Raw genomic sequence first — 23,008 nt, forward strand, 5'->3', positions numbered from 1 at the left:
GCGCTCAGCCGCCGTGGCTGATGCCCGAGACGGCGGCGAGCACCGCGAGCGTGCCCGCGCCGCCCAGGGCGACCGCCGCCCACGTGCCCCCGCGCACCCGCTCGAGCACGATGGCCCAGCACGCGAGGATCAGCGGCACGAGGCTCAAGCCGTAGCGCGAGCTCACGTCGGGGAAGTACTCGGCCCCGCTCGTGTTGACGAACGCCTGGAGCTGGACCACGGTCGGGTAGGTCAGGAGGCCGACGAGGGTCGCTGCCGGGATCGTGAACGCCCGGCTGGAGGGCCGCAGCCGGAAGAGTGCGACGAATGCCCCGGACGTGACCAGGGCGGTGGCGAGCGGCGTCCAGAACGTCATGGCGAGGCCGGTGAAGTCCGGGTCGAGCAGCACGCGGGCGGACATCTGCAGGCCCTGGAAGAACGTCGAGGTCCACTCGGCCAAGGGTGTGCCGACGATCGGGTCGGTGCTGAAGCCCGCGATCGGGCTGACCCAGTTCGGGTCGCCGCGGTGGGACTGGAAGAGGTCCCAGGCGAAGTACACGACGGCAACCGTCGCAACGATCGAGAGGCCCACGACGGCGAGCGGCCGGGCCTGCGGGGTGCGTCGGCGCAGCACCGCGTAGATCACCGCGACGCCGGCCACGGCGAGCAGGGCATAGGCGTTGAGAGTCTTGGTCGAGGCGGCGAGCGCGGTGAGCAGGACCGGCACCCACAGGCCGTAGCGTTCCTCGCGGAACAGCCGCGCCGCGACGAGCAGCGCGAAGGCGCCGCCCAGGATGGCCGGGGCGTCGTTCGTCACGGTGGTGCCCGAGCCGAGCACCCACGGGGTGCCGACGGCGGTCGCGGCGATGCCCGCGGCGATCGCCGTGCGCACCCCCCACCGGCGCAGCGCGAAGAACAGCATCACGACGCCCGCGGCCAGCCACAACGAGCTGGCGAACCGCGCCGCCGGCACGAAGGTGACGCCCACCACGCTCGCAGCGCGGGCCAGGTAGCCGGTGACCAGGTAGTACACCGGTGGGTGAGCGAAGTTGTACTGCTCGCCGCGCGCGACGAAGTCGGCAGGGTTGGTGGTGCTGTCGCACGGCGGGAGCTTGAGGTTGAACTGCCCGCGACAGGTCCACTCGCGCAGGATCTCGGGCGGGATGGTGTCCCCGGCGGCGGGGATCTTGCCGTGCGAGATGTCCCACGCATAGCCGAGGTGGGTGTGCTCGTCGATCGGCGAGAGGTCGGGTGAGGCGAGCTGCCCCAGGGTGCCGATGACGACCGTGATGAGGCCGAGCCCGACCGCCACGACCGCCGTGATCCAGGTGCGCTCCCGCGCCGGACCCGGGCCGGTCGTCTCGGGCGGAACGGGTGGGGGGGAGTCGTCACCGTCGATGATCGTCTCGCCGTCCGCCGCCACCCGAAGCCTCCCTCGACCCCTGCACCGTGCGGGGTATCCTACGCAAGCCTCGCACAAGTCCCCGCGCCCACAGTCAGCGAGTTCGATGAAGGTCTTCGTCCAGATCCCGTGCCTCAACGAGGAGCACACGCTCCCCTTGGTCCTCGCCACCATCCCCCGCGAGATCGAGGGGGTCGACGAGGTCGAGATCCTCGTGATCGACGACGGCTCCACGGATGCGACGCTCGAGGTCGCCCGCCGCCTGGGCGTCACGCACTTCGTGCACCACACCCGGAACATGGGCCTGGCGCGCTCGTTCCGGGACGGGGTGGACTACGCGCTGCGGCACGGCGCGGACATCGTGGTGAACACCGACGGGGACAACCAGTACCCGCAGGAGCGCATCCCGGACCTCGTCGCCCCGGTGATCGCCGGCGATGCGGACATCGTGATCGCCGACCGGCAGACCTCCACGATCGAGCACTTCTCGCCGTTCAAGAAGCAGATGCAGCGGCTGGGCAGCTCCGTGGTCAACGCTGCCGCGGACACCGAGCTCCCGGACGCTGCCAGCGGGTTCCGCGCCTACTCCAGGGCGTCGCTCCTGCGCCTGAACGTGGTGACCGAGTTCTCCTACTGCATGGAGACGATCATCCAGGCCGGGCACAAGCGGCTGCGGATCGCGAGCATCCCCGTGGTGACCAACGCGAAGACCCGCGAGTCGCGGCTGTTCCGCAACATCTGGCACCACATGTACAAGTCGGCGTCGGCGATCACGCGCAGCTACCTGATGTTCAAGCCCCAGGTGGTGTTCACCACGCTGGCGCTGGTCTTCGGACTCCTCGCAGCGGTGCCGTTCGTCCGGTTCCTGGTGCTGTACGTCACGAGCGGCGGGGACGCGTCCGGCAACGTGCAGTCCCTGATCTTCGGCACGGTCATGGTGGTGGCAGCGCTGCTCTCGGTGGCTCTCGGTGTGCTCTCCGACCTGCAACGCACCAACCGGATCCTGCTCGAGGAGCAGCTCGAACGGCTCAAGGAGATCCAGTACCGGGCCTGACGCGCAGGGGGCCGGTGCGCCGCAGCAGCCCGTCCAGCACGCCCCTGACGGCGAGCCGCGCGCGGCGCCACCGCGGGGGGACCAGCAGCGCGTTGAAGGCGGTGAGCTTGGCCAGCCAGACCAGGTACCCGATCCGCCACGCGACCGGCAGCAGGCCGGACCGCACGAGCAGCACGGTGTTGCGCGCGAGGTAGTAGACCCGCGTGGGGGAGTGCACGTGCACCTCCTGGCGTCGGCCCGGGAGCCGGACCAGCCGGTCGCCCAGCCGGTGGTCGAGGCGGGCCGCGACGACCGCGTGCAGGGTCCAGCCACGACGGCGGGCGCGCAGGCCCCACTCGAGGTCGACGTGGTCGATGAACCATGCCTCGTTCATGCCGCCGACGTCGTCGAGCACGTCCAGCGGGATCAGGCAGCCCGATGCGAGCAGGAAGGTCGCCTCGACCAGGCCGTCGGTGTCGGGCGTGCACGGCGAGCGACGGGGCCCCCAGCGGCTGTCGCGGTAGACCATCACCTCGTCGGCGGAGCGGACGTCGACGCTGACCGGGCCGACCGCGCCCGGGCGGTCGCCGCGGCGCTCGGCGGCCCGCAGCCCGGCGAGCAGCAGCTCGACCATGTCCGCGGCCGGGACGCTGTCCTGGTCCGACAGCAGCACGTGGGTGGCGGCGAGGTCGCGCGCCGCGGCGATGCCCACGTTCTGCGCCGCCGCGATGCCGGTGTTGGTCGCCAACGGCTCGAACCGCACATCGGCCCTGGCGCACAGGTCGCGCAGCCCGGTGACGTCGGGGCTGCCGTTGTCCACCACCACGACGTGCTCGACCTGCGCGCTGAGCGAGCGCAGCAGCGTCCCGGTGAGCTCGAGGTCGGGCCCGAAGGTGACGACGACGGCGACGACGGTGGTCAGCCCAGGCTCCGGCGGTAGGCGAGGGCGGCCTCGAAGGTGGGTAGCGCCCCGGCTGCGGCGGCGTCGGCGAGAGTCGGGGCGGCGGCGTCCTTCTCGGAGAGCTGCGGCACGAGCGGCGCGCCGTCCCGCGCCGTGGTCGGCCAGGTGATCCCGATCTCGGGATCCAGCGGGTGAACGCCGTGCTCGCGACCGGGCGTGTAGGGCGTGGAGCACAGGTACAGCACGGTGGACCCGTCCGCGAGGGACATGAAGGCATGCCCCAGCCCCTCGGACAGGTAGATCGCGCGCCGGTCGACGTCGTCCAGGAGCACCGAGTCCCACTGCCCGAACGTCGGCGACCCGACCCTGATGTCGACCACGACGTCCAGGACCGCCCCCGCTGCGCACGTCACGTACTTCGCCTGGGACGGGGGCACGTCGGCGTAGTGCACGCCGCGCAGCACGCCCGCGGCCGACACCGAGCAGTTGGCCTGCGCGAGGCTCAGGTCGTGACCGACCTCGGCGGCGAACGCCGCACCCTTGAACCACTCGAGGAACACGCCCCGGGCGTCGCCGTGCTGCCGGGGGGTGATCTCCCAGGCCCCGGGGACGTTCAGCTCTCGGTAGGTCATCTGCTCCCTCTCCTTCGACGGGCCCCAGGGTAGCCAGCCAGTAGGCTCCCGGGGATGGCACGAGCGGGCGAGAGGGAGGACTGACGATGCGCTGGCTGGTGGTGGGCGCTCAGGGCATGCTCGGCCAGGACCTGGTCGACGTGCTGCGGGCGGCCGGGCACGAGGTGGTCGGCGTGGACCGGCCGGAGATCGACATCACGGACCCCGATCAGTGCGTCACCCACGTGGCCGGTCACGACGTCGTCGTGAACTGCGCCGCCTGGACGGCGGTGGACGCGGCGGAGGACCACGAGCCCGAGGCCTTCACCGTCAACGGGGTGGGAGCCGCGCACCTGGCCCGCGCAGCACACGGTGCCGGCGCGAGGATCGTCCAGATCTCCACGGACTACGTCTTCGACGGCGACGCCTCGGACCCGTACCCGGCGGACGCCCCCGTCGGGCCGCGGTCCGCCTACGGCCGGACGAAGGTCGCGGGCGAGTGGGCGGTCGCCGCGCACGCCCCCGACCACCTCATCGTGCGGACGGCCTGGCTGTACGGCGCTCGGGGCGCATGCTTCCCCGCCACGATCGCCCGGGTGGTGCGGGAGAAGGGTGGCGCGGACGTGGTCGCCGACCAGGTCGGGCAGCCGACCTGGACCGTGGACCTCGCCCGGCTGATCCTGCGCCTGGTCGAGGCGGAGGTCCCCGCGGGCACGTACCACGGCACGTCGGCCGGCCGGACCAGCTGGTACGACTTCGCCCGGGCCGTGGTCTCGGCGGCGGGCCTCGACCCCGAGACCGTCCGGCCGACCACCAGCGAGGCCTTCGTGCGGCCCGCGCACCGTCCGGCGTGGTCGGTCCTCTCGCACGACGGCCTGGCGGCCGTCGGCGTCGAGGAGATCGGCGACTGGCAGGAGCGCTGGGCCGAGGCCGCCCCGCAGGTGCTGGGGACCTCGACGTGAAGCTCGCGCTGGTCGGCCCGACGCACCCGTTCAAGGGGGGCATCGCGCAGCACACCACGAGGCTGGCCGGGGCGCTGCGGGACGCCGGCGTGAGCACCGCGCTGGTCTCCTGGTCGCGGCAGTACCCCGCGCGGTTGTACCCCGGTCAGCTCACGGTGCCCGACGGCCAGCCCGAGGTGCCCCCGTACGACCGGACGACACGGGACCTCGCCTGGAACCGTCCCGACAGCTGGCTCCGGGTGGCCCGGCGGCTGCGGGCCGCAGACGCGGTGGTGTTCGTGGTGGTGACCCCGCTGCAGCTGGTCGCGTACCACGTGATGCTCTCGGTCCTGGGGCGCGGGACCCGCACCGTCGCCCTGGTGCACAACGTCCTCCCGCACGAGCCCTCCCCGGTCGACCGTCCCCTGGTCTCGGCGTTCCTGCGCCGCGTCGACGCGGTCCTGGTGCACACCACCGAGCAGGCCGAGCTCGCCCGGGAGCTGGGGGCCGCGGACCCGGTGACGATCCTGCTGCCCTCGAACATCGAGGCCCATCCCCACCGGGCGGCTCCCGCACGCACGAGCCCCGACGACCCGCTCGAGGTGCTGTTCTTCGGCCTCGTCCGGCCCTACAAGGGCGTCGACGTCCTGGTGCGCGCGGCGGCCGAGGTGCCCCAGGTGCGCCTGACCGTGGCCGGCGAGTTCTGGAGCGACCCGGCCGAGCTCGCGTCGCTCGCCCACGAGCTCGGTGCGGGTGACCGGGTCTCGCTGCGGGCCGGCTACGTGCCGACCGAGCAGCTCGAGGAGCTGTTCGGCGCCTCGCACGTGGTGGCACTGCCCTACCGGGACGCGACCGGCAGCGGCAACATCCGTCTCGCGCTCGAGCAGGGTGTGCCCGTGGTCGTGACCCGGGTCGGTGACCTGCCCGAGTCGGTGGCCGGAGGCCTGGGCCTGGTCTGCGAGCCCGACGACGTCGCGTCCCTCGCCGAAGCACTCCGCTCGGTGGCCGACCCGGAGGTCCAGGCGGCGCTGGACCGCGCCGTGGCGGCCCGGCCCAGCAGCCACGCGGAGGAGTGGTCGCGCTACGTCGGCGCGCTCGTCGACCTCGCCGAGCCGTGAGCGCCGCGCAGCAGCCTCCGGCCCGGCGGTCGGTCCGGTCGGTCCTCGGCGTCCTGGTCCGCTGGGGTGCCCTGCTCGCCGCCCTCGTCCTGGCCGGGGTCGCCGTGCACGGCCGCTGGCCCGAGGTGCGCGGTCACCTGGCCGACCTCGGGTGGCCGGCGGTCACGGTGGCGGTCCTCGCGGCGATGGCCGCAGTGGCCTCCTCGGGCGAGCAGCAACGCGCGCTGCTCGCCGCGACCGGGGCGAACATCCGGCCGCGCCCGTGGGCCTCGGTCTTCTACCTCGCCCAGCTCGGCAAGTACCTGCCCGGCAGCGCCTGGGCCTACGTCGCGCAGACGGAGCTCGCACGCCAGCGCGGTGTGCGGCGCTCGGCCTCGGTCATGGTCATCGTGCTGGGAGCGGGCATGACGGTGGCCACCGCCGTGGTGGTCGCGGTGCCCGCCGTGGCGACCGGTCGGTTCTCGGACGTTCCCGCCTGGTTGCAGTGGTCCGTGGTCGCCGTGGGGGCCGCGGCGGTCGCCGTGCTCGCCGTGCGTCCCGAGCTCCTCGCCGACCTTCTGGCTCGCCTGCCCCTCGGGTTCCGCGGCCTGCGCCTGCCGGCCCTCGCACGGCATCGCGGACCCGTGCGCACGGCCCTGGGCTGGTCGTTCGTCGCGTGGCTGCTGTATGGGCTGCACTTCTGGTCGATCGTGGCGCCGTTGGGGCTGACGGGCGCGCGCGGGGCGGTCATGGCGCTGGGCACGTTCGCGCTGGCCTGGGTGTGCGGATTCCTGTTCTTCATCGCCCCCGCGGGCGCGTACGTCCGCGAAGCGGTGATCTATGCGGTCCTGGTCGGCGAGATCGGTGCGTCAGCGGCCACCGCGGCCGCCCTGGCCAGCCGGTTCCTCGTGATGGTCGCCGAGCTGATCCTCACCGGGGTCGGTGCCCTGCTCCGTGGGCGCGGCGGCGCACCGGCGAGCCAGGTCGACGCGGTTGACGGCCCGACCGAGGGGACCGACCGCTCGGCGACCTAGGCGTCGCACCGTGGGCGCGTCGCCAGGTTCATCCGTCCAGGTGAGCGGTGACCGAGACGGACCGTCTCGCCCGTTCCTGGTGGTAGGAAGAGCCGTTCGGCCATCGCTCGCTTGGGGGCCTCGTGCGCGCGCTCATCCTCGTCCTCGCTCTCGGTGTCGCCATCGTGCCCGCCGCGCCTGGTGCCGCCGCGCCTGGTGCCGCCGCACCTGGTGCCGCCGCACCCGGCGTCCCGGTCGGTGCCTCGGCGGCCGACGTCCCCACCCCCGACCGCGGCGCGGACCGCCCGGACGGGGCCTCGCCGACGCCGCACCGCACCGGGCTCGAGGAGATCCACCCGGCCGCGCCGCAGGACACCACGATCCCCGGTGAGGTGGTGGTGCGGTTCGCACCCGGCGTGAGCGCCACGCGGCAGGCCGCCGCGCTGTCCGCCGCCGGTGTGAGGACCCGCCGCACCGCATCGCGGGACGGCGCGCTGACGACGACCGTCACCGTGGCTCCCGAGCGGGCCGAGCAGGCGGCGGCCGCGCTGGCCGCCGCGCCAGGGGTGGTGGCCGCCCAGGTCGCGCACCGGAGGTCGGTCGCCGGTTGGACCGACGACCCGCTCCTGGACGAGGCGTGGCCGTACTTCGCCCTGACCGAGCTCCCGCGTGCCTGGGACGCCGACCAGGGCGCCGGCGTCGTGGTCGCGGTCCTCGACACCGGGGTCTCGGCCCACCCGGACCTGGCCGGCGCGTTGCTCCCGGGCGTCGACCTGGTCGACAACGACTCCGACCCCTCGGACCCCAACGGGCACGGCACGGCCGTGGCTGGGGTCGTGGCAGCCCGGGGCGACAACGGTCTGGGGGCGGTCGGCTCCGCACCGGCCGCCTCCGTGCTCCCGGTGCGGGTCGCCGACGCGAACGGCCAGGCCGACGACGCGGTGATCGCCGCGGGGATCGACTGGGCGGTCGCGCACGGCGCGGACGTCATCAACATCTCGCTGGGCGGCCCGTCGGAAGCTCCCGTGCTGCTCGCAGCCATGCGGGACGCCGTCGCCGCTGGGGCCGTCGTGGTGGTCGCGGCCGGAAACGACGGCACCGAGGCGCCGGAGTACCCCGCGGCCTACGCCCCGCTCGTCGACGGCGTGATCGCCGTCGGTGCGACGGACGACGCCGGCCGGATCGAGCACTTCTCCAGCTCGGGCGACTGGGTCACGCTCGCCGCGCCCGGCCGCCAGCTGGGTGCACCGGCGCCCGGCGGCGGATACGTCTGGGCGACCGGCACGTCGTTCTCCGCCCCGCTCGCGGCGGGCGTCGCCGCGCTGGTGGAGGAGGCCGGGACCACCGACCCGGCGGCCGTGCAGCGGGCCCTGACGCGCAGCGCACGGGACGCCGGACCGCGCGGCCTCGACCCGTGGTACGGCGCCGGCGTGGTCGATGCCGCCGCGGCGCTCGGGCTGGTCACGGCCGTCCCGCTGGACCGGGCCACCGGGGACGGCGGACCCGAGGACGGCCTGCCGGGTCAGGCGCAGCCTCTCGCGGCCGGGACCGACCACGAGGCGACCCTCGCCCCCGAGGGCGACGTCGACTGGTACCGCGTCGAGCTCGGCGCGGGCATGTACCAGGCCGTCGTCACTCCCGGTCTGGACCCGGTGACCGGCATCCGGGCCCAGCGCCCGGTCGTGATCGTGCTCGACGCCGCCGGGCACCGGATCGAGTCGACCGCTTCCGCCCCGGCCCAGCCCGTCAGTGCCGCCTTCGCGCTGTCCGGCCCGGGGTCCGTCGACGTGGGCGTGCGCGACACGAGCGGCGTGGTCACCCGCGCCCCGTACGACATCCGCGTGGAGCCCGCATCAGCCGTCGCGCCCTTCACGCGCGATGACGTCCGCACAACCGTGATCGACCCGCGGCTCGCCGTGGCGGACGTCACGGGTGACGGGCGTCCGGACGCGGTGGTCGCCCAGCCCGGTGCCGTGCCGGAGGTGCGCGCCGGACGTGACGGTGGTGCCTTCGGTGACGCCGTGGCGGTCGCCGGGTCGCTCGCCGCTTCGGCCGCCGACCCGGTCAGTGCGGACGTGGACGGTGACGGCCGGCCCGAGGTCCTCATCGCCACCTCCGCCGGCGTCACCGCCATCGACGCAGGCGCCACGGGCCCGACCGCGACGGCGCTGGTGACGGTCCCCGGGGGCGCGAGCGCGATCGTCGCGGGCGACATGGACGGCGACCACGACCCGGACCTGCTCCTCGGCACGGCAGACGGCCTGGTCGTCTACCGCAACGACGCGGGGACCTTCACCCCGGCGGGGACCGTCGGCTCGGTCACGGACCGGTTCGCCGTCGGCGACCTCAACGGCGACGGACTCGGGGACGTCGTCGACGTGACGGGCCAGGTCTTCCTCCAGCGCGGGGACGGCAGCTTCAGTGGACCCACGCCGATCCCCGAGACCTCGACCCAGTTCTGGGGGGTCACCTGTGACATCGCGGTGGGTGACGTCACGGGTGATCATCGCGCGGACATCGTCCGGTCGAGGTTCAGCGACGTCTACGTCAGCGCGGGCCGCGGGGACGGGACGTTCGACGCACCGATCGGGTACTCGGCGGGTTACACCGCGGACGCCATGGCCCTCGCCGACATCGACGGTGATGGGCGCACGGATGTGGCCGTCGGGGACGGAGGGTGGTCCGTGGTCTCGTTGCTCTACCAGCAGGCCGACGGGAGCCTCGGCGCACCGGTGATGGCCGAGACGCCGTACAGCTCGCAGTACTGGCCCGGCTCGCTCCAGGCGGTCGACCTGAACGGTGACGGGGCTGTCGACCTGGCTCTCGCCGGCGCGTACCTGCTGACGGCACTCATCCAGCAGCCTGCCGACCCCGCGCCCTGGTTCGTCGACGCCAGCACAGCCCCGCACCGCGCCGGGCTCGCGGTCCGACCCACGCTGCGGTTCGAGTCCGGCAGAGACCTCGATCCGGCGAGCGTGGCCGGCGCGACGCGCCTGGTCGCCGACGACGGCAGCGCCGTGGCGGTGCACGCGTCCTGGGACGCGACCGCGCACACACTCGCGGTCACCCCGGTCGCCGACCTGCTGGCGGGCCACCACTACGAGCTGGTCGTCGACGGGCTGCGCGACCTCGGTGGCGACACGCAGGCCGAGCCGTACCGCACGTGGTTCACGGTCGCGGCCGGCGGCGACCGGTTCACGCCCGTGACGCCGTGGCGCGTCCTCGACACGCGCCACGGCACGGGCTTCTCCGGCGCGCTCCAGCCCGGGGTGCCACGCACCCTCACCCTGGGGGGCGCCTGGGTGCCACCCGGCACCGACGCCGTCGTGCTCAACGTGACGGCCGTCGCACCGAGCGGGACGGGCAACATCCGGGTCTACCCGACGACCCCGGGCGGGTCGCCGCCCACGGTGTCCAACCTCAACGTCGTGCGCGGGGTGGACCAGCCCAACCTCGTCACCGTGCCGCTCGGTGACGACGGCACGGTCACGCTGCTGGCCTCGGCCGTGCAGACCCACGTCGTGGCGGACCTGGCCGGCTACTACAGCCCGGGCGGGGCCGCGGGGTACACCCCGGCGACCCCGGTGCGGCTGATGGACACCCGCTACGGCACGGGCGGCGTCCCGGCCCGGCGCCTGGCGGCAGGCCACTGGGTCGACCTCCAGGTCACCGGTCGCGCCGGCGTGCCCGCGGACGCCGTGTCGGTGGTGCTCAACGTCACGGGGGTCGCACCCGGCGGCCGCACGAACATCCGGGTCTACCCGACTCCGGCGGCCTCGGAGTCGCAGGACCCGCCGACGGTGTCGAACCTCAACGTCTACGCACGCCAGGACCAGCCGAACCTCGTCACCGTCGCCGTCGGGGACGGCGGCCGGGTGCGCTTCTACACCCAGAGCGCGGACGTCCACCTCATCGCGGACCTCGCCGGGTACTACTCGGCCCACGGCACCACGGGCTTCGTGCCCGTGGACCCGAGTCGGATCGCCGACACCAGGCGCGGGACGGGCATCGCGCACCAGCTGCAGCCCGGTGCCGTGGTGGACCTTGCGGTCGCCGGGCGTGGTGGCATCGCCCCCGACGCCGAGGCAGCCGTGCTCAACGTGACCGCCGTGAACCCGGGCGGGTCCACGAACGTGCGGGTCTTCCCGGCGGGCACCGCCCAGGTCCCCACCGTGTCCACGCTCAACGTGGTGGCGCACCGCGACCAACCGAACCTCGCGGTGCCCCGGCTCGGACCGGGCGGCGGCGTGAGCGTGTACAGCCAGACGGCGCCGCTGGACCTGGTGGTCGACGTCGCCGGCTACTTCACCCGGTGAAGCCCGTCGGGCCTACCGGCCCTGCTCGAGCAGGCCCAGCAGGTACGCCCCGTAGCCGGACTTGACCAGAGGCTCGGCGCGCTCGCGCAGCTCGTCGTCCGTGAGGAAGCCGCGCCGCCAGGCGACCTCCTCGGGCGCACCGATCTTCAGGCCCTGGCGGTGCTCGATGGTGCGCACGTAGTCGGACGCCTCGAGCAGCGAGTCGAACGTGCCCGTGTCCAGCCACGCGGTGCCACGCGGCAGGACGTCGACCTGGAGCCGACCCTGCTCGAGGTAGGTGCGGTTGACGTCGGTGATCTCGTACTCGCCGCGCGCCGAGGGCGTCAGGTCCCGGGCGATGGCGACCACGTCGTTGTCGTAGAAGTACAGGCCGGGGACCGCGTAGCTGGACCGCGGGTGGGCGGGCTTCTCCTCGAGCGAGAGGGCCGTGCCCTGCTCGTCGAACTCCACGACGCCGTACGCCGTGGGGTCCGCCACGCGGTAGGCGAACACGGCGGCGCCGTCGATCTCGTCGAACCGGGACAGCTGGGTCCCCAGGCCGGGGCCGTAGAAGATGTTGTCGCCGAGCACCAGCGCCGAGGACTCCGACCCGACGAAGTCCGCGCCCAGCACGAAGGCCTGCGCCAGACCGTTGGGCTCGGCCTGCACGGTGTACTGGATCGAGATGCCGAACTGCGACCCGTCGCCCAGCAGGCGGTGGAACTGTGGCGCGTCGTGCGGTGTGGTGATGACCAGCACGTCACGGATCCCCGCGAGCAGCAGGGTCGACAGCGGGTAGTAGATCATCGGCTTGTCGTAGACCGGGACGAGCTGCTTGCTGACGCCGAGCGTGATCGGGTGCAGACGCGTGCCGGAGCCGCCGGCCAGGATGATCCCTCGCATGGCAGGTCAGTCTGCCGCACCGGGCGGGCGCGGTCACGCCGTGGTTCGGCGGTTCGACGGGCGCGCCGCGCCCGCGGCTACGATCATGGCTCCCAGGCGTCGAACCCAAAGGGGAACACCGTGATCCGCCTCCGGCCGACCACGCGCGACTACGACTGGGGTTCGCGCACCGCACTTCCCGAGCTGCTCGGCGTGCCCGGCGACGGGCGACCCGTCGCCGAGGCGTGGTTCGGCGCCCACCCGGCCGCCCCCGCGACGGTGCAGACCGCGCCCGGCACGTGGCGGTCCCTGGCCGAGCTCGTGGCCGAGGACCCGACGGGCGCCATGGGGGCCGACGTCGTCGCCCGGTTCGGGGCGTCGCTGCCGTACCTGCTCAAGCTCATCGCCGCCCAGCACCCGCTCTCGCTCCAGGTGCACCCGGACCGCGACCAGGCGCGCGCCGGCTTCGCTGCGGAGGAGGCCGCCGGGGTCCCCCGCACCGCAGCCCACCGGGTCTACCCGGACGCCAACCACAAGCCCGAGCTGCTCTACGCGCTGACCACGTTCGAGGCGATGGCCGGCTTCCGGGCGCCGCGCCGCGCGGCGGAGCTGCTCGCCGACCTCGACACGCCCCTGGTGCGGCGACTGCGGGACATCCTTATGGCGCGACCGGACGCCGAGGGCATGCAGCGCGCGTTCTCGCTCCTTCTGGACAGCGCGACGCGGCCGACGGGGGAGGAGGTGCGTGAGGTCGCCGAGGCGTGCCGCGCACGCCTCGTGGTCGGCTCGCCGTCGCCGCGCGCGGACGGCACGGTGGTGCGGCTGGCCGCCGAGTACCCCGGCGACCCGGGCGTGGTGACGTCCCTGCTGCTCAACCCGGTCACGCTGCAGCCGGGGGAGGCCCTGTTCGTGCCGGCCGGTGCCGTGCACACCTACCAGTCCGGCACCGGGGTGGAGCTCATGGCCAACTCCGACAACGTGCTGCGGGCCGGCCTGACCGGCAAGCACGTCGACATCCCGAAGCTTCTGGCGACCGTGGACTGCGTGGCCGCGCCGCCGATCCGCATCGCTCCCGAGGTCTTCCACGGCGCGACCCGGATCTTCTACGCCCCGGTCGACGACTTCGAGCTCTCGGTGACGGAGGTCTCCGACGGGGCCGAGCACCCGCTCCCCGGCCGAGGTCCCCGGGTGCTGCTGTGCCTGCGGGGCGAGGTCACGGTGCACGGCGCCGAGGACGGCAGCGTCACGCTGTCCCGGGGGCAGGCCGCGTTCGCACCGGCGTCGGACGGCACGCTCTCGGTCGACGGCGATGGCACCCTGGTGCAGGCCGACGTCCCCTGACGGAGGAGTGATGCTCGCCCTCACCCCGACCTCGCGGCGCAACGCGTGGGGGTCCCCGACGGCGATCCCGCACGCCCTGGGGCTCGCGCCGGACGGCCGCGCGATGGCGGAGGCGTGGTTCGGCGCCTACCCCACGGCGCCGAGCGTGGTCGAGGACGCCACCGGCGCCACCACGCTGCCGGCCTGGATCGCCGCCGACCCCGCCGCAGTGCTGGGCCCGGACGTCGTCGCGCAGTTCGGACCCCGACTGCCGTTCCTGGTCAAGCTCCTGGCCGCCGACTCGCCGCTGTCGCTCCAGCTGCACCCCGACGCCGAGCACGCGGCCGCCGGGTTCGCGGCCGAGGAGGCTGCCGGGATCGGCGTGGACGACCCCCGGCGCAGCTTCCCCGACCCCTACGGCCGCCCGGAGGTGCTCTACGCGCTGTCCGCCGTCGAGGCGGTGTGCGGGTTCCGCACGCCTCGGCGAGCGCTCCAGCTGCTGGACGGGCTCGAGACCCCGCTCGCGCGGCACCTGCACGCGATGCTCGCATCGACGCCCGGCGTGGCGGGGCTCGTCGCGGCCCTCGGCCACCTGCTCGACCCGGCGAGCCGGCCCGGCGCGGACCAGGTGCGCGAAGTGGCCACGGAGTGCGCCCGACGCCTGTGGGAAGGGTCCCCGTCGGTCCGCGCGGACCGCACGGTCGTCGTGCTCGGCGAGGAGCACCCCGGCGATGTGGGCGCCGTCGCCTCCCTGCTGCTCAACTCGGTGAGCCTGGCACCGGGAGAGGCGATCTTCATCCCCCCGGGAACGGTCCACGCCTACCTCAGCGGGCTCGCGGTCGAGGTCCTCGCCGCGTCCGACGACGAGGTCCGCGGGGCCCTGACGCTCAAGGCGGTGGACCCACCCGCCCTGCTGCGCGCCGTCGCGCCGGTCGCCGGCGCGCCCGTGCGGCTCGCCCCCGAGACCTTCCGAGGCGCCACGGACCTGTTCCGGGCGCCGGTGACGGAGTTCGAGCTCGCGGTCACGACGGTGGGTCCGGGTCCGGCCCGGCTGCCGGGCGGTGGCCCCCGGGTGCTGCTGTGCCTGGAGGGGGCGCTGACGCTCGAGGGAGCCGCCGGTGCCCTGACGCTCGAGCGGGGGTGCGGCGCGTTCGCGTCCGCGCGTGACGGCGCCGTCCAGGTCACCGGGCGGGGGCGCCTCGTGCAGGTCGCCGTGCCCTGAGGCGGCCGCCGCTCCTCAGGACGGCTGGGACCGCCGCACCTGGATCGCGGCACGCACCTGCAGGCCGATCCGCAGCGCGGTGCGCACCGGCCACTGGTACCAGCGCGGATAGCGCCGCGCGAGGTAGCGGGCCGCCGAGGCGTGGTGCGCCCGGATCATGGCCTCGGGCCGCTCGCGCCACGACGTGCCCTGCGCGTGGGTCACCACGGCCGACGGGACGAACACGCTGCTCCACCCGGCCCGGCCCAGCCGGTCGCCCAGGTCGACGTCCTCGAAGAACATGAAGTACCCGTCGTCGAACCCGCCGACCTGCTCGAACGCGGCACGCCGCAGCAGCAGGCAGGAACCCGACAACCACCCCGCGGTCCGCTCGGCATCGGGGTCAGCACGTTCGGCGTCGAGGTAGGCCGAGGTCCACGGGTTGCCGGGCCACGCCCGCCCGAGGAGCGCGTGCCCGATCCCGCGCCCCAGTCCAGGCAGAGCCCGCGCGGAGGGGTAGGTCGTGCCGTCCGGGTTGAGGACGCGCGGGCCGAGCGCGCCGGCCCCCGGGTGCCGCAGTCCGCCGTCCAGCAGCGCGTCCAGCGCCCCGGCCGCCCAGACCACGTCGGGGTTGGCCACGACGATCCAAGGTGCCGACGAGCCGGCGGCACCGAGGTTGGCGGCTCCTCCGTAGCCCAGGTTCCGCCCGGCGACGAGCAGCTGCGCGCCGTGCCGTGCCGCGACGTCGCCCGCCACCGTCGCGTCGGTGCCGTTGTCGACCAGGACGAGCTCCACCGGCCGGCGCGTCGCGTCGGCCAGCGACGAGGCGAACTCGTCGAGCTCGGGCCCGGGGTGGTACGTCACGCACACCACCCGGACCTCCGGAGCGCTCACGCGCGGCCGCCTGCGCCCGGCGCCCCGCGATCCGGGTCGTCGGGCAAGAGGTTGACGTCGACCCGCTCGGACTCGACCAGGCGGGCGCGGCGTTCCCGGTCCGCGAGCATCGTGGCGGCCCACTCGGCGTTGCCGAGGACCACCGAGCCGTCGGAGGCGAGCGCCGCGAGCGTGACGGCGAGCAGGTCCCTCGGGTCCGCGCCCGCGGCGAGCACGCGCGCCCCCGCGTGTACCCATCCGGCCCGGGCCGTCGCCCAGTCCACCAGCTCCGCGTGCCGCACCTCGGCCTCGGCCAGAGCGAGGCCGTCCGCCGGCGCCGGGGCCCAGGCGCCGGGCCGATCGGGGTAGGTCATGACGGCGGCGTTCGCGTCGATCGCGCCGGGCGGCACGGAGCCGGCGGTCCGGGCCAGGGCGGGCAGTGCCACGACCACGAGGTCGGCCGCGTCGGGCCACCGCTCCGGATCGTCGGTGACGACGGCGGCAGGGCCGTGGTCGACGAGCGTCCCGCCGGCGCGCAGCGCGGCGAGCGACCAGACCAGTCCGCGCCAGTGCGCTGGCAGGTCCACCCGCACCGGGCGGCCCGGGCCGACGTCGAGCTCGTCGACGAGCAGGTGCGTGGTCTTGGTCACCCAGTTCGCCAGGACGAACCCGGACAGCTCGACCCGCTCGTCCTCGGAGTACCAGGTCAGGCACGGGTTGCGGCGGCCCGCAACCCGGGTCAGCAGGGCGGGCAGGGAGGTCACGCGCCCAGGGTACGGGTATCTCTCACCCGGCCCGGAACCGGGCGCCGCAGACCAAATCAGGCAACTAGCACATCCGGGCTTGACTCTTGTGGATGACACGCGTGTAATTCCATGCATGGTGTTCGGCGCCGATCGGCGCGAGCCTGAGGTCTCGGAGGCTGGACAGATGTGGAACGTGCTCGATGACGACGCACCCTTCCCCAGCGACCTCGACGTCCCGGTAGCCCCCGTCCTACCCCTGTTCGGGTCGGACGACCCCGACGAGACCGCCCTGGACTGGCAGGAGCGCGCCTTGTGCGCGCAGACCGATCCTGAGGCGTTCTTCCCGGAGAAGGGTGGCTCGACGCGGGAGGCGAAGAAGGTCTGCACCGGCTGCGAGGTCCGTGCCGAGTGCCTGGAGTACGCCCTGGCCAACGACGAGCGCTTCGGCATCTGGGGAGGCCTGTCCGAGCGCGAGCGCCGCAAGCTCAAGCGACGCGTCGTCTGACCTCGCCGCCGAGGGCCTGACCGGGGATGGCAGGACCGTGGCGCATGATGGGACCCGATGAGAGCCACCCCCCACGACGTGGGCCGCACCACTGTGGTCGCCGTCGTCGTCACCCGGGGATCCACCGCGTTCCTGGCCGAGACGCTCGACGCGGTCGCAGCGCAGACCCGTCCGCCCGATCTGGTCCTGGTGGCGGCGGTCGACGACGTCGACCTGCCCGTCGAGACCGGCGCGCAGCTGGTCCCGAGCACGGTCGCGCGCACCTTCGGCCAGGCGGTACGCGTCGCGCTGGAGCACGCCGAGGCAACCGACGGCTGGCTGTGGTTGCTGCACGACGACTCCGCCCCGGCGCCCGACGCGCTCGCGGCGCTGCTCCGGGCGGTCGAGCTGGCGCCCTCGGTGGCGGTCGCGGGCTGCAAGCAGGTGGACTGGTACACCCCTGAGCTCCTCGTGGAGGTCGGGGTGTCGACCTCGCGGTTCGGGCGCCGGATGACCGGCCTGGACGAGGCCGAGGTCGACCAGGGCCAGCACGACGGTCGTGAGGACGTGCTCGCGGTCGGCCTCGCCGGTGCCCTCGTGCGGCGGGACGCGTGGGACGAGCTCGGCGGCCCGGATCCGGTGCTCGGACCCTACGGCGACGGTCTGGACCTGTGCCGCCGGGCGCGCCTCGCGGGGCACCGCGTCGTCGTCGTGCCCGGGGCCGTCGTCCGCCACGCCCGCGGGACGCTGCGGGGCGCCGACGTCCGTCCCGGCTGGGACGCCCGCCGCGCGGCCCAGGTGCGGCGGGAGGCGTTCCTGCACCAGCAGCTGGTCGGGGTGCCTCTGCCGCTCGTGCCCGTGGTCGCGCTCCTCGCGCTGCTCTCCTCCGTGGTGCGGGCGGCGATGCGCCTCGTGCTCAAGGAACCGCACCTGGTGGTCGCCGAGCTCTGGGCACCGTGGGTGGTGCTGGCCCGGCCGCGGCGGGTCCTGCGGGCCCGCCGGCGCGCGGCCCGCACGAGCACGCTGCGGCGGTCCGCGCTGCGCCCGCTGCAGCACACCACCCGTGAGGTGGTCCGCCAGTTCCGCGACCGCCGCCTGGCCGCCGCCGAGGCGCGCCGGACCCGGACGGCCCCCAGTGAGCTCGAGCTGCGCGAGCTCGCGGCGCTGCGCACCCGCCGCCGGGCCGGGCTCGTCGCGGTCGTCCTCGTCACGCTCGGGCTCACCGCCGTCGTCGTGGGCTCGCAGGTCTCCGCGGTGCTGGGCGGTGCCCGCCTGGTGGGCGGCACGCTGCCGTTCGGTGACGCGGACCTGGGCGGCCTGTGGAGCACGGTCCGGTCCTGGTGGGTCGAGACCGGCCTGGGCAGCCCGGCACCCCCGGACCCGTTCCTGCTGGTGCTCGTGCCGCCCGTCGCGGTGCTCGGGTCGGTGGGTCACGCCGGGGCGGCCCTGGTGCTGGGGGCGCTGGTGCTGTCCGGCGTCGGGGCGTGGTTCGCCGCGGGCGCCGCGACCCGGTCGGTCGCCCTGCGGATGTGGGCAGCGCTCGTGTGGACCGCCGCGCCGCCGCTGCTGACCGGGCTGGACCAGGTCCGGATCGGCGCACTCCTCACCCACGTGGCCTTGCCGTGGGCGGTGCTCGGCCTCGCCTCGGCGCTCGGGGTGGCACGCGTCGACAGCGTGCAGTCCGGCCTGGTCGACGCCCAGCGGGTGGCGCGCGGTGACGACGCCCAGCGGGTGGCGCGCGACGACGACGCCCAGCGGGTGGCGCGCGACGACGACGCCCAGCCGGTGCTGCGCGGGGACCGGGAGGCCGGGACCGCCGTCCCGGAGGAGCCGGAGACCGCCAACGACGATCCGGCGCTCGGCCCGGAACCCGCCACCGCCAAGCATGCGGTCGAGCTGGTCGCGTCGGTCCGACCCACCCGGCTGTCGATCGCGCCGACGCGCCCCGAGCCCGCCCCGAGCCCGGAGACGACCCCGAGCCCCGAGCCCGCCCCGATCCCGGGCCCGGAGACCACCCTGGGCGCGGCCGCCGCGCGGGACGAGGGTGCCCGCCGCCCCGCACCTGCCGCTCCTGCTCTCCCGCGGACCGCGGAACCTTCGTTGGCCGCCGCCGCCGGCGCCGGGCTGGCGCTGTGCCTGGTGACGGCCGGGACACCGGCCCTCCTGCCCGCGGTCCTGCTCGCCGTGCTCGTCGTCGCGCTCGTGCGGCCCCGGCGGCGGCTGTGGTGGGTCGTGGTCCCACCGCTCGCGCTGCACGCCCCCACGCTGGCCACGGTGGTGGCCGACCCGGAGCGGTGGCGCGTCCTGCTGGCAGCTCCCGGGCTTCCCGTGCCGGTGACCGGCGCTCCCGCGTGGCAGCAGCTGCTGGGCTGGCCGTCGGGCCCGGCCGGGCTTCCCGGCGTGCTGCCCGGCGACGCGGCGTGGGTGCCGGGAGGCGTGCTCGTCCTGCTGGCCGTCCTCGCCCTGGCCGTGCGCCCCAAGGCCGTCCGGGTGGTCCGGCTCGGGTGGGTCGCGGCCGCCCTCGGCCTGGCCACGGCGGTGGCGATGAGCCACGTGCTGGTCGTCCCGGCCGGTGACGTGCTCACCGCGCCGTGGAGCGGTGGCGCGGTGAGCCTGACCGTCGCCGGCCTGCTGACTGCGGCGCTCGTCGGCGCGGGCCGGGTCAGCCACCGCCTCAGCACGGCCCGGTTCGGTCTCCGGCACGTGGCGGTGGCGCTGCTCGCGGTGCTCGCCGCCGGCGCGCCCGCAGCACTGCTGGGCGCGTGGGTCGTCCAGTCCCGCAGCACACCCCCCGCGCTCACCGCCACCGAGCAGCCCGTGGTGCCTGCGGCCGGGACGCAGCTGCAGAGCTCGCCGGACGCGGTGCGCGTGCTCCGGCTCGAGGCGGGCGACGAGGTGAGCGCGACGCTGCTGACCGGGGACGGCCGGCAGCTGACCGGGACCCAGCGTGTGCCGATCGCCGACGGCGTGGTGGGTGCGCCTGGGCAGGCCCGGCAGGTGTCGCCGGACGACGCCGACACCGAGCTGGCCCAGGCGGCCGCCGACCTGACCGTGCGCACCGCGTCCGCATCAGGCGAGCTGGCCGACCTCGGGGTCGGCGCCGTCCTGGTACCTCCGGCCCCCGGCGGCGGTTCGGCGAAGCGGACCCGCCTGGTGGGGGTGCTGGACGCGACCGCGGGTCTCGAGCGTGTCACCGAGACCGACGCCGGAATCCTCTGGCGGGTGTCCACCGAGAAGCGCGCCGTCGCGTGGGCACGGCTCGTGCAGGGGACGGCGGACCAGTTCGGTCAGGTGCTGGGCCCCGTCCCCGCGGACGGGCGAGCCGTGGACATCGACGTGCCGTCCGGGCCCGACGGGCGGCTGCTGGTGCTCGCCGAGCGCGCCGATCCCGCGTGGCGCGCCTGGCTGGACGGCGCGCCGCTGCGCGCGGTGGAGACGGGCTGGCGCCAGGCGTTCGAGGTCGGGAGCGGCCGTGGCCACCTGGTGGTCCGCTACCAGCCGGCCGAGCAGCAGCCGTGGCAGATCCTCCAGCTCATCGTGCTCGGCGCCACGACCCTGCTCGCGGTACCGGTGCGACGTCGGAGGTCGCGATGAGACGTGCGGTAGCGATCGTGGTGGCCGTGCTCGGCGCGCTGGTGAGCCTGGCGCTGGTGGCTGGCGTCGTGGTGCTGCCCGGCTGGGAGCCGGTGGCTCCGGTCCCGGCCGCGCCCATGGCGATGACCGTCCCGGCTGCGCCGACCGACCTGGTCTGCCCGGGGCCGGCCAGGTTGGCGACCGAGGCGGAGCAGGGCGGCGACGCGGCGTACGACCCGCAGTTCGACCCGTCCCCGTCCGCCTCCACCACGCGGGTCGGGGCGATCAGCGTCGACCGGCCCGACGGAGTCGCGGTCCCCGCCCTGGTCGAGCCCCTGGGCAGCACGTCGCAGCTCGCCGATCTGACCCCGGCGGCGGGCGGTGGCGCGGTCAGCCTCACCAACCCCGAGGCCGGCGTCGTGGTGCACGCCCAGCCCGATGCGGGCGGGCCTGCCTGGGTCGCGGGCAGCGTCGGGGTCAGCACCGAAGCCGGCGACCTGCGCGGGCTCGCGGGCGCGACGTGCCGGCCCGCCGCCAACGAGGCGTGGCTGGTCGGCGGTGCCACGACCGTGGGGTCCTCCGCCCGGCTGGTGCTGCAGAATCCCGGGTCGACCCCCGCGCAGGTCAGCCTCGAGCTGTGGGGCTCCACGGGACCGGTGGAGCCGGTCGGCTCCGGGCAGTACCTGGTCCCTGCCGGGGCAGAGCGCGTCGTCCTGCTCGAGGGTGTCGCGGCCGAGCAGCCGCGGCTCGTCGTGCACGTGCAGGCTGCCGGTGGCCTCGTGGCCGCGTACCTGCAGGACTCCGAGCTGCGCGGGCTCACCTCCGCGGGACTCGACGACGTGGTGCCGGGTGCCGCGCCGGCCACCCGGCAGGTGGTGCCGGGCGTCGCGCTCGCCGGGTCGCCCGCCGACGGGGCGGATCCCGGTGTGCTCCGCCTGCTCGCCCCCGACGAGGCCGGCACGGCCGACGTGCACGTCCTGGGCCCGGACGGCGAGGTCCCGCTGCCCGGCGGTCACGTGAGCCTGGACGCGGGCTCCGTGCTTGACCTCCCGCTGGGCGGCCTGCCCGCCGGGGACTACACCCTGGTCGTGGACGCGGACGTGCCGGTGGTGGCCGCCGCGATGATCACGCGCGGTCAGGGGGTCGGGGCGGCGCAGGCGTCGGAGGAGACCCCGCTCGACCGGGCCTGGGCCGCGTCCGTCGAGCCGGGCACGGTCGGTCCCGTCGCGCTGCCCGGGCTCGGGACGTGGCACCTGGTGGTCGCGGTCCCGCCCGGTGACTCCGGCCCCGCGGACGTGACGGTCGACGCGGTCTCCTCGGCCGGGGTGACCACGACGAGCACGCCGGTGGTCCCCGGCACCTCCGTGACACTGCAGCAGTCCGACCTCGGGACGGCGTCCGTGGACGGGCTCGTGGTGCGCAGCGACGACCCCCGGGTGGCGTGGGCCGTGGTGCTCGACGTGCGGGCCTCCGACGGGGACCTCATCACCGTGCTCAGCCCGTTGGCCCCTCCGGCGCCCCAGCCCGAGGTCGCCGTCCGGCTCGGCTAGGGCCGATACCCGGGGTCGACGTCCTCCGGGGCCCGGGCCAGCAGGTGCGCGACCTGCTCGACGACCACATCGAGCACCAGGGCGGCCAGGTCGGCGTCGTCGACCGCGCGGATCTCCACCGGCCGCCGGTAGACCACGATCCGAGGGGGCAGGCCCGCATCGGCCGGGAAGTACCTGCCCAGCGGCACGCCGCCGTGCTCCCACGGGGCCGGGTGGGACGGGGGGACGTCCTCCACCGCGAACTCCGTGCCCTCGAGCTGCCGTGCCCAGCGCTGCTCGAGCCGCTCCACGGCGTCCAGCACGTAGTCGTCGAACTTCTCCGCCCGGGTGCGGTGCGCCGGCAGGTCGGGCGGGAGCAGGAGCCCGCGTGGTCCGCGGCCACGCCGATCCCGACGCCGCACCGGTGCCGTGCGGGGTTGACGCAGTCCCCTCCTCACCCGAGTCACTGTAGTCCGGGGGCATCGGCGTGGGGGATGGGGAGCTGTCGGGCCGGGCAGGTACCCTCCTGCTGTGAGGTCCGGACGGCAGTGCACGCGCAGCGCGTGCGGACGCCCTGCGGTGGCGACCTTGACCTACGTGTACTCGGACTCGACGGCCGTGCTCGGGCCGCTGGCCCAGTTGGCCGAGCCGCACTCGTACGACCTGTGCGCCGAGCACGCCGGACGACTGACCGCCCCACGCGGCTGGGAGGTCGTGCGTGTGACGCCGGAGTTCGTGCCGACCGGTCCGAGCCCGGACGACCTGCTCGCCCTGGCTGACGCCGTACGCGAGGCCGGACGGCCGCGCACCGTCCCCGTGCCGCCCGAGCCCGGGGAGGTCCGCCGCGGGCACCTACGGGTGCTGCCCGGCGAGGGGGGACGATGAGCGAGACCCGGTACGGGGTCCCGGACCGGTGCTCGTCGTGCGGGGCCGGGAGGCTCACGCGGCTCCCCATGGTGCTCACCGACGGGACCGACGTGGTGTTCGTCTCGTGCCAGGTGTGCGAGCGCAAGGAGTGGCTCGCGGCCATCGAGGGCGGGTGGAGCTCGCTGCCCATCGAGACGGTGATCGAGCGCACGTCGCGCAGGTCCTGACTGCCCCGGGCTCGCGAACTCTGGCTAGGCTGCG

At 75.1% G+C, this 23,008-nt stretch carries 19 protein-coding genes; 12 read left to right on the forward strand and 7 right to left on the reverse strand.

Annotated features, from left to right (window positions below):
- Positions 1-4: 4 nt before the first annotated feature.
- Positions 5-1,402 (reverse strand): hypothetical protein, encoded by a 1,398-nt coding sequence (locus Q6348_RS15270; protein WP_304602250.1) that lies wholly within the window; start codon positions 1,400-1,402, stop codon positions 5-7.
- An 85-nt stretch (positions 1,403-1,487) separates the two neighbouring features.
- Here Q6348_RS15270 and Q6348_RS15275 point away from each other — a divergent pair, with 85 nt between their 5' ends.
- A complete protein-coding gene (locus tag Q6348_RS15275; protein ID WP_304602251.1) occupies positions 1,488-2,435 on the forward strand; it encodes a glycosyltransferase family 2 protein in 948 nt (315 codons plus the stop codon).
- Here the strand turns inward: Q6348_RS15275 and Q6348_RS15280 are convergent.
- The gene (locus Q6348_RS15280; RefSeq protein ID WP_304602340.1) at positions 2,410-3,336 is read right to left on the reverse strand and encodes a glycosyltransferase family 2 protein; all 927 of its coding nucleotides are present in this window, start codon (positions 3,334-3,336) and stop codon (positions 2,410-2,412) included. The two genes, Q6348_RS15275 and Q6348_RS15280, sit on opposite strands and share 26 nt — an antisense overlap.
- Positions 3,333-3,947, reverse strand: coding sequence for a dTDP-4-dehydrorhamnose 3,5-epimerase family protein (locus tag Q6348_RS15285; RefSeq protein ID WP_304602252.1), 615 nt, complete (start codon positions 3,945-3,947; stop codon positions 3,333-3,335). The genes Q6348_RS15280 and Q6348_RS15285 overlap by 4 nt, the downstream gene beginning before the upstream one ends.
- An 86-nt stretch (positions 3,948-4,033) precedes the next feature.
- On the opposite strand from Q6348_RS15285, the gene rfbD reads away from it, so the two are divergent.
- The 4 genes from rfbD (at position 4,034) to Q6348_RS15305 (ending at position 11,293) form a co-directional block, all read left to right on the forward strand.
- On the forward strand, positions 4,034-4,888 hold the full coding sequence (rfbD, locus tag Q6348_RS15290; protein WP_304602253.1) for a dTDP-4-dehydrorhamnose reductase: 855 nt from the start codon (positions 4,034-4,036) through the stop codon (positions 4,886-4,888).
- Positions 4,885-5,985: a glycosyltransferase gene (locus tag Q6348_RS15295; protein WP_304602254.1), complete on the forward strand. Its 1,101-nt coding sequence runs from the start codon at positions 4,885-4,887 to the stop codon at positions 5,983-5,985. Before rfbD ends, Q6348_RS15295 begins: the two co-directional genes overlap by 4 nt.
- On the forward strand, positions 5,982-6,998 hold the full coding sequence (locus Q6348_RS15300; protein WP_304602255.1) for a lysylphosphatidylglycerol synthase domain-containing protein: 1,017 nt from the start codon (positions 5,982-5,984) through the stop codon (positions 6,996-6,998). Before Q6348_RS15295 ends, Q6348_RS15300 begins: the two co-directional genes overlap by 4 nt.
- Positions 6,999-7,120: 122 nt before the next feature.
- The gene (locus Q6348_RS15305; RefSeq protein ID WP_304602256.1) at positions 7,121-11,293 is read left to right on the forward strand and encodes a S8 family serine peptidase; all 4,173 of its coding nucleotides are present in this window, start codon (positions 7,121-7,123) and stop codon (positions 11,291-11,293) included.
- Positions 11,294-11,305: 12 nt separating this feature from the next.
- On the opposite strand, the gene rfbA is transcribed toward Q6348_RS15305, so the two are convergent.
- The gene (gene rfbA, locus Q6348_RS15310; protein ID WP_304602257.1) at positions 11,306-12,175 is read right to left on the reverse strand and encodes a glucose-1-phosphate thymidylyltransferase RfbA; all 870 of its coding nucleotides are present in this window, start codon (positions 12,173-12,175) and stop codon (positions 11,306-11,308) included.
- A gap of 120 nt (positions 12,176-12,295) precedes the next feature.
- Here rfbA and manA (Q6348_RS15315) point away from each other — a divergent pair, with 120 nt between their 5' ends.
- Both manA (Q6348_RS15315) and manA (Q6348_RS15320) read left to right on the forward strand, forming a co-directional pair.
- Positions 12,296-13,495, forward strand: coding sequence for a mannose-6-phosphate isomerase, class I (gene manA, locus Q6348_RS15315; protein WP_304602258.1), 1,200 nt, complete (start codon positions 12,296-12,298; stop codon positions 13,493-13,495).
- 10 nt (positions 13,496-13,505) lie between these two features.
- Positions 13,506-14,696: a mannose-6-phosphate isomerase, class I gene (gene manA / locus Q6348_RS15320; protein WP_304602259.1), complete on the forward strand. Its 1,191-nt coding sequence runs from the start codon at positions 13,506-13,508 to the stop codon at positions 14,694-14,696.
- A 15-nt stretch (positions 14,697-14,711) separates the two neighbouring features.
- Here manA (Q6348_RS15320) and Q6348_RS15325 read toward each other — a convergent pair whose 3' ends face one another.
- Together Q6348_RS15325 and Q6348_RS15330 are read right to left on the reverse strand one after the other, a co-directional pair.
- Complete coding sequence (locus Q6348_RS15325) at positions 14,712-15,569, reverse strand: glycosyltransferase family 2 protein (protein ID WP_304602260.1); 858 nt, start codon at positions 15,567-15,569, stop codon at positions 14,712-14,714.
- Entirely contained in the window at positions 15,566-16,312 is a 747-nt protein-coding gene (locus Q6348_RS15330; protein ID WP_304602261.1) for a TIGR03089 family protein, read from the reverse strand. Before Q6348_RS15330 ends, Q6348_RS15325 begins: the two co-directional genes overlap by 4 nt.
- Positions 16,313-16,478: 166 nt before the next feature.
- On the opposite strand from Q6348_RS15330, the gene Q6348_RS15335 reads away from it, so the two are divergent.
- From Q6348_RS15335 to Q6348_RS15345, 3 genes are read left to right on the forward strand one after another with little or no spacing between them, the layout of a single operon-like run.
- Positions 16,479-16,799, forward strand: a complete 321-nt coding sequence (locus Q6348_RS15335) for a WhiB family transcriptional regulator (RefSeq protein WP_304602262.1) — start codon at positions 16,479-16,481, stop codon at positions 16,797-16,799.
- A gap of 57 nt (positions 16,800-16,856) precedes the next feature.
- Positions 16,857-20,372 carry a glycosyltransferase gene (locus Q6348_RS15340; RefSeq protein ID WP_304602263.1) on the forward strand — a complete coding sequence of 1,172 codons (3,516 nt, stop codon included), beginning with the start codon at positions 16,857-16,859 and terminating at the stop codon, positions 20,370-20,372.
- Positions 20,369-21,901, forward strand: a complete 1,533-nt coding sequence (locus Q6348_RS15345; protein WP_304602264.1) for a DUF5719 family protein — start codon at positions 20,369-20,371, stop codon at positions 21,899-21,901. Before Q6348_RS15340 ends, Q6348_RS15345 begins: the two co-directional genes overlap by 4 nt.
- Here Q6348_RS15345 and Q6348_RS15350 read toward each other — a convergent pair.
- Positions 21,898-22,260: a metallopeptidase family protein gene (locus Q6348_RS15350; RefSeq protein WP_434062012.1), complete on the reverse strand. Its 363-nt coding sequence runs from the start codon at positions 22,258-22,260 to the stop codon at positions 21,898-21,900. The genes Q6348_RS15345 and Q6348_RS15350 overlap by 4 nt on opposite strands.
- Positions 22,261-22,411: 151 nt before the next feature.
- Between Q6348_RS15350 and Q6348_RS15355 the strand changes: the two genes are divergently transcribed.
- Positions 22,412-22,765, forward strand: coding sequence for a DUF3499 domain-containing protein (locus tag Q6348_RS15355; RefSeq protein ID WP_304602266.1), 354 nt, complete (start codon positions 22,412-22,414; stop codon positions 22,763-22,765).
- Entirely contained in the window at positions 22,762-22,974 is a 213-nt protein-coding gene (locus Q6348_RS15360) for a hypothetical protein (protein ID WP_304602267.1), read from the forward strand. The genes Q6348_RS15355 and Q6348_RS15360 overlap by 4 nt, the downstream gene beginning before the upstream one ends.
- Positions 22,975-23,008 lie beyond the last annotated feature (34 nt).

This window comes from Actinotalea lenta, assembly GCF_030586465.1.
GTDB lineage: Bacteria > Actinomycetota > Actinomycetes > Actinomycetales > Cellulomonadaceae > Actinotalea > Actinotalea lenta.

Excerpts from the sequence above, each read along its gene's own strand:
- Q6348_RS15360 (WP_304602267.1), top strand. The coding sequence starts at position 22,762 with ATGAGCGAGACCCGGTACGGGGTCCCGGACCGGTGCTCGTCGTGCGGG.
- manA (WP_304602259.1), top strand. The coding sequence starts at position 13,506 with ATGCTCGCCCTCACCCCGACCTCGCGGCGCAACGCGTGGGGGTCCCCG.
- rfbD (WP_304602253.1), top strand. The coding sequence starts at position 4,034 with ATGCGCTGGCTGGTGGTGGGCGCTCAGGGCATGCTCGGCCAGGACCTG.
- Q6348_RS15285 (WP_304602252.1), bottom strand. The coding sequence starts at position 3,947 with ATGACCTACCGAGAGCTGAACGTCCCCGGGGCCTGGGAGATCACCCCC.
- Q6348_RS15335 (WP_304602262.1), top strand. The coding sequence starts at position 16,479 with ATGTGGAACGTGCTCGATGACGACGCACCCTTCCCCAGCGACCTCGAC.
- Q6348_RS15275 (WP_304602251.1), top strand. The coding sequence starts at position 1,488 with ATGAAGGTCTTCGTCCAGATCCCGTGCCTCAACGAGGAGCACACGCTC.
- Q6348_RS15340 (WP_304602263.1), top strand. The coding sequence starts at position 16,857 with ATGAGAGCCACCCCCCACGACGTGGGCCGCACCACTGTGGTCGCCGTC.
- rfbA (WP_304602257.1), bottom strand. The coding sequence starts at position 12,175 with ATGCGAGGGATCATCCTGGCCGGCGGCTCCGGCACGCGTCTGCACCCG.
- Q6348_RS15345 (WP_304602264.1), top strand. The coding sequence starts at position 20,369 with ATGAGACGTGCGGTAGCGATCGTGGTGGCCGTGCTCGGCGCGCTGGTG.